The sequence below is a fragment of the Methanoculleus taiwanensis genome (assembly GCF_004102725.1).
Taxonomy (GTDB): domain Archaea; phylum Halobacteriota; class Methanomicrobia; order Methanomicrobiales; family Methanoculleaceae; genus Methanoculleus_A; species Methanoculleus_A taiwanensis.
Map to the genome: position 1 here is coordinate 898,680 of NZ_LHQS01000002.1, position 13,657 is coordinate 912,336.

Genomic DNA, 13,657 nt, shown 5'->3' on the forward strand with positions numbered 1-13,657 from the left:
AGCAAAGATAGAGAGAGGGAAGACGTGGCAGGCGAAAAGATCGGAATCCTCCGGCCCATTCGGGAGCAGGCGCGATGACCCCCATTCGCATCTTCGTCAGCAGCGTGCAGAAGGAGTTCGCTGAGGAGCGGCGGGTGCTATTCGATTACATCAGGAGCGACCCTCTGCTGCGTCGTTTTTACAATGTATTCCTCTTCGAAGACCTGCCGGCTTCCGGGCGCCGGCCGGATGAGACCTATCTGGCAGAGGTAGACCGCTGTGGCGTCTACCTTTGTCTGCTTGGTAACGAGTACGGCCGTGCGGATACCGACGGTCGCTCGCCCACCGAACGGGAGTTTGATCGCGCCACTGCCGGAGGTAAGGAGCGCCTGGTCTTCGTTAAAGGCAATGACGACTCAGTGCGCGATCCGAGGGTGCTTGCTCTTCTCCGCAATGTTGACAGCCAGCTCATCCGCCGTCGTTTCGGCAGCGTCCCGGAGTTGACTGTGGAGGTTTATGCCAGCCTTGTCGAACACCTGGACCGCACCGGCGCACTGCGAACCCGCCCATTTGATGCCTCCGCATGTGCCGATGCTACGCTCGATGCTATCTCGCAGGAGAAGGTCGGGGAGTTTCTTTCCCGTGCTCAGCAAAGTCGAGGGTATGCCCTCAGCCCCAATACCCCGGTGCGCAAAGCGCTGGCGCACCTTAACCTGCTTGATGGGAGTCTCCCCAACAACGCGGCTGTGCTCCTATTCGGTAAACAGCCTCAGCGTTTCCTCGCCAGCTCCGAGGTCAAGTGCCTTCACTTCCACGGAACCGTTGTGGGCAAACCCATTCCCTCCTACCAGATTTACAAGGGCACTGTCTTTGAACTGGTCGATCAGTCGCTTGACTTCGTCCTCTCCAAGATTGCCCGTTCTATCGGCACCCGAGCCGAGGGGCCTACGGCCCCGGCGACATACGAGGTCCCTCCAGAAGCTGTGGGCGAGGCTATCGTCAATGCTGTTGCGCACCGCGACTATGCTTCAAATGCCTCGGTTCAGGTCATGCTCTTTTCCGACCGATTGGAGGTGTGGAATCCCGGTCAACTGCCGCCGTCCCTTTCGCCCGAGGCGCTCCGTGTCCCGCATCCCTCTATCCCGCGCAACCCTCTCATTGCAGAACCGCTCTTCCTGACTCGTTATATTGATAAAGCCGGCACCGGAACCCTTGATATGATCGAGCAGTGTATCCAGGCCGGCCTGCCGCCGCCGGAATTCCGGCAGAATGGCGAGCAGTTCGTCCAGGTTCTATGGCGCCCCGGGCGAGACCGGGTAATACGTGCTAAAACAGGGGACCAGGTGGGGACCAAGTTGGGACTAAGCGGGGACCAAGTCGAAGTGCTGCGCGCCTGTATGGCAGAGACACCCATCTCTGAACTTATGGATATTGCAGGGAGGACGAACCGCACCAAATTCAGGAACGCCATACTGAAGCCACTGATGCAGGCGGGGTTGATCGAGATGACCATCCCGGACAGGCCCCGGAGCGGCAACCAGAAGTATCGGGTCACTGAGAGGGGGCGTGCCCTGCTTGCCGGGAGGGATACGCCGTGATCACCCGCGAGGCCGGCCCGCAGGCGCCGGTGCGCTTGCGAGATCCCAAAGGAGGTGGTGGCGGAGGCGGTCGTCAACGCCGTCGCCCACCGCGACTACACGAGCAACGGCAGCGTCCAGGTGATGCTCTTTGCGGACCGGCTGGAGGTCTGGAACCCGGGCAGACTCCCGCCGTCCCTGACGCTCGAGAAACTGCGGCAGGCGCACGGGTCGGTGCCGGGCTTCGGCTCCCGGTCAGGGGCCGCAGCTAGGGTCGCGGCCGGAATCACTGGAAGCGAGAGTCCTCCTGCTCCTCGAGGGCGAGCCGAAGTCCAAAGCAGAGCTCTCCAGGGAACTCGGACAGAAAGAGATCTCGGGCCAGCAGAGCAAGGTCGTCCGCCAGCTCCTGGCTGATCAGCTGATCGAGTATACCATCCCCGAAAAACCGAGTAGCCGGTTCCAGAAGTACCGCCTCACCGGGAAAGGCCGGGCAACGCTCGCGAAACCCGGTTCTGAGGGAGACATGCCGTGACGGAGTGGGTTTCGTCTGACGGGTGTGGATAGTATCACGGATTTTCGGCAGAACAGGGGGTTGATCCAGGTCGGAAAACCGGGCAGATGCCCTCCTGGCGTGGGTGAATGAGAGATGAATGAATAAGAAGAGCTGATCGAAGATGAGTGATGAGCGCCGGGCGGGGCTTGAACGGCCGCACTACATCACAAATGTCCTGAAAGCCGGCGGCAGAGCAGTGCACCGGAAGATCGCCCTGACTCGCATGCACGGCCGGAGCGAACGGTGTGTTTTCGGATCTGTTGCAAACGAAAAAATCGAAAATGGCAATTCATCAGGAAATGCTGTAACGCCCGGCGTAACAAAGAGTTCGCAGACCGAAAGTGTTTGCACTCCTGTTTGCACACCCCTTTGCAACACCATGTACAACAGTGTTGCAACGCCCGTCAGGCCGCTGCCCGGGCCGCTCGACCACCGGACGTTCAAGCGGGTGTCCGTCGACCTCGGGCGGTGCACAATCTGCGACACCGGGAAGGCGGCCTACCACTCACGCGAGGCGCGGGCGAGTATCTGCCAGGGGTGCTATGCCCGGCTGGTGCGGGAGGGGAACGCAAGGGAGGGGGTGCGGTGATACATACATCACTGGGAAATTGCCAATGTAAACTCAATGGCACCGGAAAGGGCAGATTTCGCGGAGCGTTTTTCAGAATCGGCACGGCCGGAAGAAGTGATAGTGCGGAGCATCGGGCATGAGCAGCGCTAACATCCCCCTGACGGCTATCCCGCTTTTCTCTCCGCTCTGAAGGTGCGGGTTCGCGAAGCTCAGGTCCGGGCTGCCCTCTCGGTGAACCGGGAACTGATCCAGCTCTACTGGCAGATTGGGCGGGAGATCGTACAGCGGCAGCAGGAAGAGGGCTGGGGAGCGAAGGTGATCGACCGGCTCTCAGCGGATCTGCGGCGGGAGTTTCCGGATATAATGGGCTTCTCTCCCCGGGACCTCAAGTACATGAGCGCATTCGCACGGGCATATCCGGACGAGGCAATTGTGCAGGAGGTGCTTGCACACATTACCTGGTACCACACGGTCACGCTGCTCGACAAGGTGAAGGATCCGGTGCAGCGGGAGTGGTACATCCGCAAAACCATCGCGAACGGCTGGTCGCGGAACGTGCTCGTGCACCAGATCGAGAGCGGCCTCTACGAACGCGAAGGACGGGCAGTCACCACCTTTTCGGCGACGCTGCCGCCGGAGCAGTCCGATCTCGCCATCCAGACGATAAAAGATCCGTATGTCCCTGACTTTCTCGAGATGGGAGAGGCGGTGCGGGAGCGGGGTCTGATCGACCACATCCGCGAGTTTCTCCTGGATCTCGGGGTGGGGCAGAACCTTCGGGGTTAATCCTGGACATGATCCGACGACAGCCGGAGATCACGATACCGGAGATGGCTGGAGCCGGGGAGGTGATGATGCCGCCCGGCGTGCTGTTGAGAAACTATTTCAGCAGGTGCTGCAGAGAGCATCCGATCGAACATGAACGGAAAACAGATAGCGGGAGCACTTTTCGGTGCTTTTATAGCATTTCTTGGCCTGTTATGGTTTCTGCAGGGCACAGACATTGTCCGGATGCGCCCGATTCTATGCTTTACGAACTGTGAAGAGATTGTCGGCGGATCCCCGGTCTGGGCAGTAACCGGGGCGGTTGTTTTCATTATCGGGGTTGTTGTCATTGTCATAAGCGGAAGGCGCATCGGAAGACCCTGAGACCTCGGGCCGATCACACTGCCGGACAGGAGCAGTGTTTCACGGAGGCCGGGACGTTTCGTGCGGAGTACAGCACTGTTTGAGGAGAGGTGTTTGACCTGATCGTGACGTGGCGGCAGGTGAGAGCGATCAGAGAGGCGATCCCATCCTGCAGGGCCTACCGCCCGCCGAGCACCCGCACCAGCACCGCCACGACCCCGCCGACGAGCCCACCAGCCCCGGCACTGATCCGCTGCATTCGCTGCTCCTCGCCGGCCTTCCGCTGCCGCCAGCCCTCGAGGTCGCGGATGCGGGTTTCAAAACCCTCGTCCCGCGCTTCCATCCGCTGCAGCGTCCTGCAGATCCACTTCACATCCCGGCTGACCTCGTAGACGAGCTCCCGGGTGGTCTTCTCCTCCGGCATCGTTGCATCCCTCCGTTGGAGTGCGTATGCACCGGCGGGGGATATGCGTTACTTGACGGGATACGGGTGCGGGCTCGCGCAGGATAAAGCGAAATCTATTTCCTTCCCGAACAACGAAAACAGGTTACAGGCCGGATGGCGTAAAGGGGTTTTGCTATACGGCATTTTCCGGCATGCAAATACTACAGCGACTCTTCCGGCGATAGGCCGGTTTATTCTTCAGCAATCCGCATCCATCCCCCGGAAAAGGCCTCCGATTGACATGTGTGATACGTGATACGATGATATGCAGACAGTTGCTCCCGCTCATGATACTTCTTGCACTGGCGGCGATGGTGCCGGTGGCGCTCGCCGAAGAACCGGAGGTTAGGGATATACCATACCCTGACGGCTTTCCGCCGCTTGAAGATCTCCTGGTGCCGCTGCCGGACGGAACGGAGGAGCAGACGGTGCAGGACGCTGCATCCGGGGAGGCTTACGTCTTTGTGGACTGGTGGGGATCCGATATCCGCGGCAGCGGAAAACTCTGCTACCCGAGGGACGTGGCCGTCGATACCGATGGGAATGTCTATGTCATGGACGCAATGAACTATCGGATCCAGAAGTTTGGTTCAAACGGAGACTTCCTCTTGAAATGGGGCGGTCGCGGCAGCTGCGATGGAAGGTTCTCCGCCATTGTGGGTGACATCGCGACCGATGCGGCGGGGAATGTCTACGTCGCAGAGAATGGCCGGGTTCAGAAGTTTGATTCAAATGGCACGTTCCTGATGAAATGGTGGTGTCTAGGTTCTGGCGAAGGGCAGTTCGTCACTGCATATGCCATTGCCGTCGATGCAGACGGGAATGTCTATGTCACGGATAGTAACCGCGTTCAAAAGTTCGCTGCTGACGGCACATTCCTTCTGGCATGGGGGAGTGAAGGGTCCGGTGAAGGAGAGTTCAACTGCCCGTACGGGATTGCAGTCGATAGCCGGGGAAATGTATATGTCGCAGACAGCTCGAACCGGAGAGTCCAGAAATTCGACTCAAACGGCACGTTTATGATGGCATGGGGTGTTTACGGGCGCGGTGACGGGGAGTTCCTCTGGCCTCAGGGTATCGATGTCGACTTGGAAGGGAACGTCTATGTATCAGACTACGATCGGATACTGAAGTTCGACGCGAACGGCACATCCCTCTGGACTTCGGGGAGTGAAGGAACCGGGGATGGACAGTTCCGCTATCCGGAGGATCTCGCGGTGGCTGCCGATGGCACTGTCTACGTTGCGGATACCTACAACTACCGGATCCAGAAGGTAAGCCCGGAAGGCGCGTTTCTCGCCAAGTGGGGGAGCGATCTCTTCAGTGATGGGCGTTTTCTCAGGCCACGCGGCCTTGTGATCGATGGAGTGGGGAATGTCTATGTTGCAGACTATGGGAACAGCAGGATCCAGAAATTCGGATTAAACGGCACGTTTTTACTAAAATGGGGAAGTCTTGGGTATTACAGTCAGCAATTTCAGGGTCCCTCCGACGTCGCCTGTGACGCGGTGGGGAACGTCTATGTTTCGGACTCGGGAAACGGCAGGATCCAGAAGTTCAGCCCAAACGGGGGCTATATGGGGAAGTGCGGGAGCTGGGGAACAACCGGGGATGGTAGGTTTTTTAATCCCGCCGGTGTTGCACTCGACGCAGAGGGGAATATCTATGTCACGGACGAGTATCTGCATCGGGTTCAGAAGTTTAGCTCGACTGGTGCTTTCCTGATGAAATGGGGAAGCGAAGGGTCCGGCGATGGGATGTTCCAATCCCCGAAAGGCATCACCATCGATTCGCACGATACTGTCTATGTCTCGGATCACTCCCGGGTTCAGAAGTTTGACGCGAACGGCACCTTTCTGGATACGTGGGGAGAGTACGGGTCTGAGGCCGGACAGTTCTACGGCACCTCGGCCGTCGCACTCGACGCGCTTGGGAACGTCTTTGTTGTCGATACGAAGAACTGCAGGATCCAGAAATTCAGTCCGAATGGCACGCTCCTCTCTCGATGGGGGACGTATGGATTTGGTCTCGGCCAGTTTTATTACCCTGAAGGAATAGCCGTCGATGCAGACGGGAATGTCTATGTCGCGGACACAGAGAACTGCAGGATCCAGATATTCGCCCCCCCGGTTACCGCCGGGATCGCCATCACCGACGCCGCGGCATTGCCTGCCCTCATCCCGGCCGACATCGACGGCACACCCGAACCGGGTGAAACCACGACACTCTCCGTGACGGCGACCGGGGCGAACGTCGCGTCGGTGACAGTCGATTTCTCAGCGATCGGCGGCTCCCCGGCGGCAGTGATGAGTGATACCGGCGATGGCATCTGGACGGTAAGTACTGCGGCAATCGTCCCCTCGCCGTTTGCAGACGGCGCCTACCAGCCGGTCCTCCTGCCTGTGAACGCCACCAGCGCAGACGGGATCAGCAATACGTCGGTCTCGATCCCGCTCACCGTCGTGAAGAACGGGGATGCGAACCAGGACAACCGGGTTACGCTCTACGACGCGGTCTACACCGCCCGGCACGTCCTCGGGATCGAGGGCTACCCGATGACCGAGAGCGTCGGGATGGTTGCGGGCGGCGATGCCCTCTCGCTCGCTGATGCGGCCTACCTCGCGAGGCACGTCCTCGGGATGCCGGGGTATGAGGTTCTGCACTGAAAAGCAGAATCCCTTTTCCATCGTTTTAATCCTGAAAATGCCCTTAAATCAAAATAGCCTTGTTTTATTGGTCATTATCTGAATCGGGTTTCCCTAATCAAATGAAATCTCGAAAAACTCTTTTACCGGAGAGAAGATATCCCTTTCCTATGATAACCGCCCACCGTATTCTCCTGACGCTGACACTCTGCCTGTTCCTCTGCGTCCTCGCCGAAGGCGCATCGGTCACCGTGACCGCATCCGGCACCGGCGTCTACTGGATCGGTGATGGAATCCTGCTTGGCGGCACCAACACCGGCAACACGACCACCTACCTCTTCCTGACCGGTCCTGACCTCCCGGAGAACGGCGTCAAACTCGACGACGTCACCGTGCCCGTAGCCGACGGGCAGGGCAGTACCTTCGTCCAGGCTGGCGTCGGGCCCGATAACACCTGGAGGTACACGTGGGATACCTCCGCCGTGCGCCAGGTCGCGGGCGTGGATCACAGCACGTACACGATCTACGCCGTTTCAGCCCCGCGGGACAGGGCTCATGTCTCCAAAGCGGCGTTCGGCACCACATCGGTCGTTGTGAAGAGAGACTTTGTCACCGTGACGCTGAGCGCGGACTCCGTTGCCAGGGGCGACAGCCTGACGATCTCCGGTACGTTGCATGATTTCCCTGACAATATTTCAGTCTGGCTCTTCGCCGAGGGGTATCGCAGTTTCGCACGGCCTGCCGGCGGTGCGGGCGACGGCTCCTTCGCAAACGTCGTTACCGGCAGCGAGACGCTGAATATGACGGCCGGGTGGTGTTCTGTTATAATCCAGCACCCGGGAAAGGACGGGGAGCCGGATGTCGTCCCCATTAACGAAACCTGGATCCGTGACGCTGCAGGGAGCGAGATCGATCTTGGTGTGCTGTCACGTGAAGTCGCAGTAGGCACCCTCATTCAGGCCATCCGTACGTCACAGTCCGACGCGTATGCCTGGTCATACTTCCGCGTAGTGGAGCCCTTGACCGATCCCCGGGCGACGCCCGCCCTCATCCCGACCGACACCGATGGCGTCCCGGGACCGGGCGAGACCGCCACGCTCTCGGTGACAGCTACCGGGGCGAATGTCGTTTCGGTGACGGCCGCTCTCTCAGCGATCGGCGGCTCCGCGGCGGCAGTGATGAGTGATACCGGCGACGGCATCTGGACGGTAAGTACTGCGGCAATCGTCCCCTCGCCGTTCGTGGACGGTGCCTACCAGCCGGTCCTCCTGCCTGTGAAAGCCACCGGCGCAGACGGGATCAGCAATACGTCGGTCTCCATCCCGCTCACGGTCGTGAAGAACGGGGATGCGAACCAGGACAACCGGGTTACGCTTTACGACGCGGTCTACACCGCCCGGCACGTCCTCGGGATCGAGAGCTACCCGATGACCGAGAGCGTCGGGATGGTTGCGGGCGGCGATGCCCTCTCGCTCGCCGATGCGGCCTACCTCGCCCGCCACGTCCTCGGGATTCCCGGCTACGAAGTTTTGCACTGAAGAGCAGAATCCCTTTTTTCCCCCGTCCGGTCAAGGCAGATTGATATCTCCCCGGGTAATATTCTATGATTGTCTGTCATCCCGGGACTCGGCAGGCAGGAGCAAACACCAATGGCAGACTTTGTCGAGAAGAGCAACACCAAAACGGCGGTCAGGGATCTTTCGATCCCGATCGCCGACATCAGCACCTTCGACGCTATCGTCGGAAGCGTGCTTGCCGACAACCCCTTCGGGTGCGTGGACTACATCGAGGGCGGCGTCACGTATGACGGCGTGACCCGGAACCGCGAGTCCTACACCGCGAAGGTGAACTACGAGGACGACGACGGCAAGCGCGTTGGTGCCGTCTCCGCACGGGCGCCGACGGTCGCCGCGTTCGGCAGCGTCGCTACCGAGATCATGGGCGATGCGGCCCTTGCAACCGCGATGGGCGGCGATGCCGTCCGCGACGCCGAGCACGATTCCTACTCGTGCCAGCTTCGGTGCCACGACCCGTCCGGCGAGATCTACTACGTCACGTTCAGCAGGAACGCGGTCAGGATCACGAGCTACCAGGACGACGCGATCCGCACCACGGTCGAGACCTGGGCGGACGGCGTGCCGGCGCTCGGATGAGAGGGAATACCCCTCTCTTTCCGTCCTGGAAGAGGGCTATTTTTTTGGGTAGTTACCGGTTTTGAGGCTGCTTATGGAGGGTGGAGACCCTGCCTCGCCTCGAGATCGGCCGTCTGTGGGCGTCTGTGCGGGTGGTTTTTCCGGCGGATTTGGTCGGAACTTCGGGTATTTATGTATTGCTTTACCGAAATGGCGGCCGTACCGCAGGGACAGAAGAGCCGGTAGACGTTTCTTTCGGAACATATGCGCCCATAACAATCAGAACCGTGATCAACGACCTATTTAATGCCCAGGGAGAAAGAAGGAACCTGAAGAGCAGATATGACCCTCTGTCCACGATGCCAGCGGGAAAATCTCGTTAAGACGATTTTTGGCTCATTCAAGTGCCCGGGGTGCCTCCGCCAGAAGCAGAAGATGGGGTCTGTCTTTACCAGGTGCACGCAGACTGCCAGGAGACCCGCGCAGGATTATCGGAAAACAGCCCAGGAGATCGGCGGTGACGCGGAAGGCCTCAACCCCTCCACGGAGTAGGTCGATTACTCCCGACCCAATCCAGTATTCCGGTGTAGATCCCGCAGATCTGATCGAGCTTGTATCGTTGCGAAAACCCGTTAAAACCGGGAAGGCTATGCCCCTGCTGCTACCGTGCATCACCGGCGGTCAGGGGTGCTGAACCGTCCCCGCATTCAGTCCGGCACCGCTCTTCTCCGCTTCAGGCCCGTTGCCAGAACCATGGCTGTGACGGAGGAGATGGTCAGGAGCAGGAGCATGGTGGTGTCGGCCGTGCCCACGACCGCGACCAGGAGAATGGCGGTCAGGGGCGCTCCCATGGCGAGGGCGAGGGCGGCGGCCTCGATGCAGAGGATGCAGATCGAGACCGGCACGCCCGGAACGATCAGGTTCGTGGCAAGCCCGAGCATCGTTGCGGAGAAGAGGATGGGGAAGAGAGGGCCGCCAATGTAGCCGCTCCGGAACGCGAGCGCGAGCAGGAGGATCTTGAGAACGGCCATGGCAAGGAGCATTCCGGCGCCGATCGCGGCCGGATCGGCGATGATCGCATGGATCTGGTTTTCGCCCGAGAAGAGAAGGTTCGGGATGAAGTAGCCGACGATCGAGGTGATGGCTCCTGCTGCAAGGATGGGAGCGAAGATGCGGTCGTTAAAGACCCGCTCCATGACGCTCGCGGTCGCCTGCATGGCGATGCCGGCAAAGACCGCGAGCAGCGACCCGACGATGCCGAGGGCGATCGCGTACAGAACGTAGACGAAGTGCAACTCGCCGATCGGCGTGAAAGCGATGCTCCGGGCGAACGAGGGCAGCCCGATGAGCAGGTAGAAGAGAAAGCCGATGCACCCTGCGAGCAGGTTCCAGGTCAGGAACTTCAGGGCGTTTCGGTTGCCGCCCACCTGGAACTCCGTTGCAAAGACCCCCGTGAAGAGCGGGCTGCCGACGATGCCGTTGAAGGCCGAGGCGAGGGCGGCGACGTTGACCCCGAACGAGGTCTCGGCGGATTCGCGTGCAATCCGGAGTTTCTCCTGCAGGAAGGCGGTGACGTCGCCGACGAGGATGACGATCCCCCCCTCCGGCCCGACGCTCACCCCGGCGAGGAGCGAGAAGAGCGACGAGGCGAGGGCGCCGGGGAACGTCCTGTAGTCGACCTTATGCCCGCCGCCCTTCATCGACTCGATGAACCCGCCCTCCATCACGGTCGGGGCGTGCAGGTACTTCCGGCAGAGACCGACCAGCAGCGAAAACGTCATCACCCCGACCGGGATCAGCCAGCGGTTGGCGGTTACAGCCTCGTTCCTGAACCAGATGGCGTTGATCAGGGTTGCATAGAGGGTGATGTACCCGGCGGTAAAGGCGATGGCGACGAGTGCAATGAAGATGATCTGCGTAAGCTTCGGATCCGCCCCGCCGGCCGGGCATACCGGCAGTTCTGCCGGATCGCCTGCTGTCCCGGTCATATCCGGCATGCGATCGAGCCTTCCGCTACAGGCCGTCCTCCCATTGCGTTTTCCGGAGGCGGTTTTGGTATAAATAGGCACCGTTCCGTCCGGGCGGGAAGGGAACGGACCCCGGTATCCCGGCAGTGTGCTGCAGCCTCTGTTACCCGCTCTGCAACGGCGGCATCTATCCCGTACCGCCCGACGACCACGACCTCCGCATCACGGATACGGTCCTGGAACGCGGCGGCGTCGGCCGGGTACGTCTCGAAGATCTCGACTTTTCCGAGGCGGTCGAGCCGGCGGCGGTCCTCCTCGGTCAGGAAGATCGGGTCGGGGACGACGATCTTCATCTCTGCATCCCCCGCAGGTACATCCCGGGGTTCTCATCGAACTTTTTCTTGCAGGCGAGACTGCAGAACGATCTTCCCCGCTACCACTCACGACCGTTCCGCTCTGGATCCGGTGCCCCTCAGTCTGCTGCAATCTGCCACCGGGAGCGTAAACTTGAACGCCGCCCCTTCTTCAGGACGGCCTGCCACCCGGTCTTCGACCCATACCTTTCCGCCGTAGCGCGTAACAAGCGTCCGGCAGATGTAGAGCCCGAGCCCTTCGCCTCTGCCATGCGCTCTGCCCCGTTCAAACCGATGGAAGAGCCGCTCTTTTATCTCATCCGGCACGCCCGGCCCGGTATCTTCCACAGAGACCAGCACCCCCTCGTCCTGCTCCACGACACGGATCGTAATCTCCACGTCTGGTTCGCCGAACTTGACCGCGTTCCCTATCAGGTTCGTAAAGATCACCGGCAGCAGATTGTCGGCCGGCACCTCGACCTGCGAGTCCTGATACCGGATCGACGCTCCGGGGAAATTGCCGATCTCCTCCCTGATGACCGCATCGAGATTCACCGGCACCAGACGGCCGGTTTCCGTCTGAAGCCGCCGGATGGTGGCGACGTTCTGGAGAATCTCACTGCTTCGCTGGACGGCATCACGCAGTCTACGGGCGTAGAGCCACTGGTCGCCCGCAAGCAGTTCGACCAGCAGATCGGCGTATATGCTCGAGACATTGTTCGCGTTTCGGACGTCGTGGGTCATGATGTCGAGGTACATGTTCGCCTCGTCGCGTGTCGCTTCGAGTTCCCGGCTCCGCCGGACGAGGTCGTCGGTGCGGCGGCGCAGCGCCTCTTCCGTCCGTTTGCGCTCGGTAATATTCGATGTGGTCAACAGCATGCGCCAGTCTGAAAACGGGAGCGGTACCGCACTCACGTTCGTCCAGATAGTGCTGCCGTCCTCTTTCTCGACGCCGATATCGACATTTCTGATCGCGGTCTGCTCCGTGATTACACGGCTGCTGGGGAATTCCGCCGCCGGCATCTCGGTTCCGTCAGGCCGGATGTATCGACGATTTTCGTAGGCTCCGTGCAGGAGTTCATCACACGAGAGATCGAGGATATCTCCCAGAATGGGATTAACGTCCAGTACCTTCCTGTGTTCGTCGAGGACCGAGATGCCGACAGGCAGGAGCTGAAAGAGGGTCTGGAGTTTCTTCTCGCTCTCCCGGAGGGCTTCTTCCGTCTGTTTCCGCTCGGTGATATCCTGAACGACGCCCTGAATCAGTTTCGGTTTGCCACGTTCTTCGCGACATACCCTGCTCCTGACCTGCACGAATCTCACGGTGCCGTCGGGTCGCACGATGCGATGCTCATTGAACTCGGGGAATCCATCATCGACTGCGCTCCGTATTTTTCGGATCGCCTCGTCCCGATCGTCAGGATGGATGCAGGCCGTATACGTATCGGAGGTAGGCAGGATTTCCTGCGGAGCCAGCCCCAAAATCCGATATAACTCATCGGACCATGTCAGCAGATTCTTTTCGAGATCCCAGGAGTAACTCCCGACATGCGCGATTGCCTGGGAGGCTGCAAGATTTCTTTCGCTGATAATCAAGTCCTCCTCGGCCCGTTTCCGCTCGGTGATATCGCGTGCCGCCCCGAACCATTCCACGATCTCTCCGTCCGCGTTGTGCACCGGAACGGCTCGAAAAGCCGTCCACCCGAGTGTCCCATCGGCACGCAGGACCCGGTGCTCCAGTTTGAAGACGGTCCCGGTCTGGATGGCTCTGCGAATCACCTCGCAGACCCATGGCTGGTCATCGGGGTGGATGTACTCCTGCAACCAGTTACGGTTCGGTTCTATGGTATCCGCCAGGAACTCTCCGCCCTGCAGCTCCTGCACCTCTCTCCAGTCCGGACTCATGCGGTAGAGTACCTGGGCACTGGCGGCGATCAGGGCGCGGAGTTGTTTTTCGCTCGCCCACAGTGCCTGCTCTGCCCGATCACTCTCGTGGCGCTCACTTCGCTGTGCCTCCTCCAGCTCCCCGTGTTCACCATCAGCCCGTCTGAGTTCTGCATTCTCCCGCCGAAGGGAATCAATCTCGGTTTGAAGCTCTTCGACTTTTGCAGAGAGATCCCGTACCGTTTTGTCCTGTCTGGTAGGGGTGGAATGATTCTGTGTGGTTTCTGGAGGCGCTGGCATCCTGATCGGGGCTCCTATTTAAAGCAGTAACAGTGACTTTCCCACAGGTTGTAATAACAGTAGCTCTCTTGGCCTGCTCAGGGTCGACCTTCGGGCGGTAATGAAACGTGCTTGCCTGTTGAT

13 protein-coding genes are annotated in these 13,657 nt (G+C 60.1%); 9 read left to right on the plus strand and 4 right to left on the minus strand.

The window, feature by feature from the left end; genetic code table 11:
• The first annotated feature begins 74 nt into the window (after positions 1-74).
• From ABH15_RS09210 to ABH15_RS09235, 6 genes are all read left to right on the plus strand, one after another.
• Positions 75-1,577, plus strand: a complete 1,503-nt coding sequence (locus ABH15_RS09210) for an ATP-binding protein (protein ID WP_128694045.1) — start codon at positions 75-77, stop codon at positions 1,575-1,577.
• A gap of 123 nt (positions 1,578-1,700) precedes the next feature.
• A complete protein-coding gene (locus ABH15_RS14000; RefSeq protein ID WP_241648085.1) occupies positions 1,701-1,970 on the plus strand; it encodes a hypothetical protein in 270 nt (89 codons plus the stop codon).
• Positions 1,864-2,088: a Fic family protein gene (locus tag ABH15_RS14130; protein WP_394342496.1), complete on the plus strand. Its 225-nt coding sequence runs from the start codon at positions 1,864-1,866 to the stop codon at positions 2,086-2,088. Before ABH15_RS14000 ends, ABH15_RS14130 begins: the two co-directional genes overlap by 107 nt.
• A gap of 142 nt (positions 2,089-2,230) precedes the next feature.
• Positions 2,231-2,698, plus strand: coding sequence for a hypothetical protein (locus ABH15_RS09225; protein ID WP_128694046.1), 468 nt, complete (start codon positions 2,231-2,233; stop codon positions 2,696-2,698).
• A 174-nt stretch (positions 2,699-2,872) separates the two neighbouring features.
• Entirely contained in the window at positions 2,873-3,466 is a 594-nt protein-coding gene (locus ABH15_RS09230; protein ID WP_241648062.1) for a DUF1016 N-terminal domain-containing protein, read from the plus strand.
• Between the two features lie 132 nt (positions 3,467-3,598).
• Positions 3,599-3,829 (plus strand): hypothetical protein, encoded by a 231-nt coding sequence (locus ABH15_RS09235; protein WP_128694048.1) that lies wholly within the window; start codon positions 3,599-3,601, stop codon positions 3,827-3,829.
• Between the two features lie 157 nt (positions 3,830-3,986).
• Here ABH15_RS09235 and ABH15_RS09240 read toward each other — a convergent pair whose 3' ends face one another.
• Positions 3,987-4,232, minus strand: coding sequence for a hypothetical protein (locus ABH15_RS09240; RefSeq protein ID WP_128694049.1), 246 nt, complete (start codon positions 4,230-4,232; stop codon positions 3,987-3,989).
• Positions 4,233-4,540: 308 nt separating this feature from the next.
• Here ABH15_RS09240 and ABH15_RS09245 point away from each other — a divergent pair, with 308 nt between their 5' ends.
• From ABH15_RS09245 to ABH15_RS09255, 3 genes are all read left to right on the plus strand, one after another.
• A complete protein-coding gene (locus ABH15_RS09245) occupies positions 4,541-6,919 on the plus strand; it encodes a hypothetical protein (protein ID WP_164913697.1) in 2,379 nt (792 codons plus the stop codon).
• Between the two features lie 149 nt (positions 6,920-7,068).
• Positions 7,069-8,436 (plus strand): hypothetical protein, encoded by a 1,368-nt coding sequence (locus ABH15_RS09250; protein WP_128694051.1) that lies wholly within the window; start codon positions 7,069-7,071, stop codon positions 8,434-8,436.
• Between the two features lie 111 nt (positions 8,437-8,547).
• Positions 8,548-9,051 carry a hypothetical protein gene (locus ABH15_RS09255; RefSeq protein WP_128694052.1) on the plus strand — a complete coding sequence of 168 codons (504 nt, stop codon included), beginning with the start codon at positions 8,548-8,550 and terminating at the stop codon, positions 9,049-9,051.
• Positions 9,052-9,737: 686 nt separating this feature from the next.
• Here the strand turns inward: ABH15_RS09255 and ABH15_RS09260 are convergent.
• The 3 genes from ABH15_RS09260 to ABH15_RS09270 all read right to left on the minus strand — a co-directional run bounded on the left by ABH15_RS09260 (position 9,738) and on the right by ABH15_RS09270 (position 13,534).
• Entirely contained in the window at positions 9,738-11,027 is a 1,290-nt protein-coding gene (locus ABH15_RS09260; protein ID WP_128694053.1) for a chloride channel protein, read from the minus strand.
• Positions 11,015-11,350: a hypothetical protein gene (locus ABH15_RS09265; protein WP_128694054.1), complete on the minus strand. Its 336-nt coding sequence runs from the start codon at positions 11,348-11,350 to the stop codon at positions 11,015-11,017. Before ABH15_RS09265 ends, ABH15_RS09260 begins: the two co-directional genes overlap by 13 nt.
• A gap of 87 nt (positions 11,351-11,437) precedes the next feature.
• A complete protein-coding gene (locus ABH15_RS09270) occupies positions 11,438-13,534 on the minus strand; it encodes a PAS domain S-box protein (protein ID WP_128694055.1) in 2,097 nt (698 codons plus the stop codon).
• Between the last annotated feature and the right edge of the window lie 123 nt (positions 13,535-13,657).

Excerpts from the sequence above, each read along its gene's own strand:
- ABH15_RS09260 (WP_128694053.1), bottom strand. The coding sequence starts at position 11,027 with ATGCCGGATATGACCGGGACAGCAGGCGATCCGGCAGAACTGCCGGTA.
- ABH15_RS14000 (WP_241648085.1), top strand. The coding sequence starts at position 1,701 with ATGCTCTTTGCGGACCGGCTGGAGGTCTGGAACCCGGGCAGACTCCCG.
- ABH15_RS09255 (WP_128694052.1), top strand. The coding sequence starts at position 8,548 with ATGGCAGACTTTGTCGAGAAGAGCAACACCAAAACGGCGGTCAGGGAT.
- ABH15_RS09250 (WP_128694051.1), top strand. The coding sequence starts at position 7,069 with ATGATAACCGCCCACCGTATTCTCCTGACGCTGACACTCTGCCTGTTC.
- ABH15_RS09225 (WP_128694046.1), top strand. The coding sequence starts at position 2,231 with ATGAGTGATGAGCGCCGGGCGGGGCTTGAACGGCCGCACTACATCACA.
- ABH15_RS09270 (WP_128694055.1), bottom strand. The coding sequence starts at position 13,534 with ATGCCAGCGCCTCCAGAAACCACACAGAATCATTCCACCCCTACCAGA.
- ABH15_RS09210 (WP_128694045.1), top strand. The coding sequence starts at position 75 with ATGACCCCCATTCGCATCTTCGTCAGCAGCGTGCAGAAGGAGTTCGCT.
- ABH15_RS09235 (WP_128694048.1), top strand. The coding sequence starts at position 3,599 with ATGAACGGAAAACAGATAGCGGGAGCACTTTTCGGTGCTTTTATAGCA.
- ABH15_RS09245 (WP_164913697.1), top strand. The coding sequence starts at position 4,541 with ATGATACTTCTTGCACTGGCGGCGATGGTGCCGGTGGCGCTCGCCGAA.
- ABH15_RS09240 (WP_128694049.1), bottom strand. The coding sequence starts at position 4,232 with ATGCCGGAGGAGAAGACCACCCGGGAGCTCGTCTACGAGGTCAGCCGG.
- ABH15_RS09265 (WP_128694054.1), bottom strand. The coding sequence starts at position 11,350 with ATGAAGATCGTCGTCCCCGACCCGATCTTCCTGACCGAGGAGGACCGC.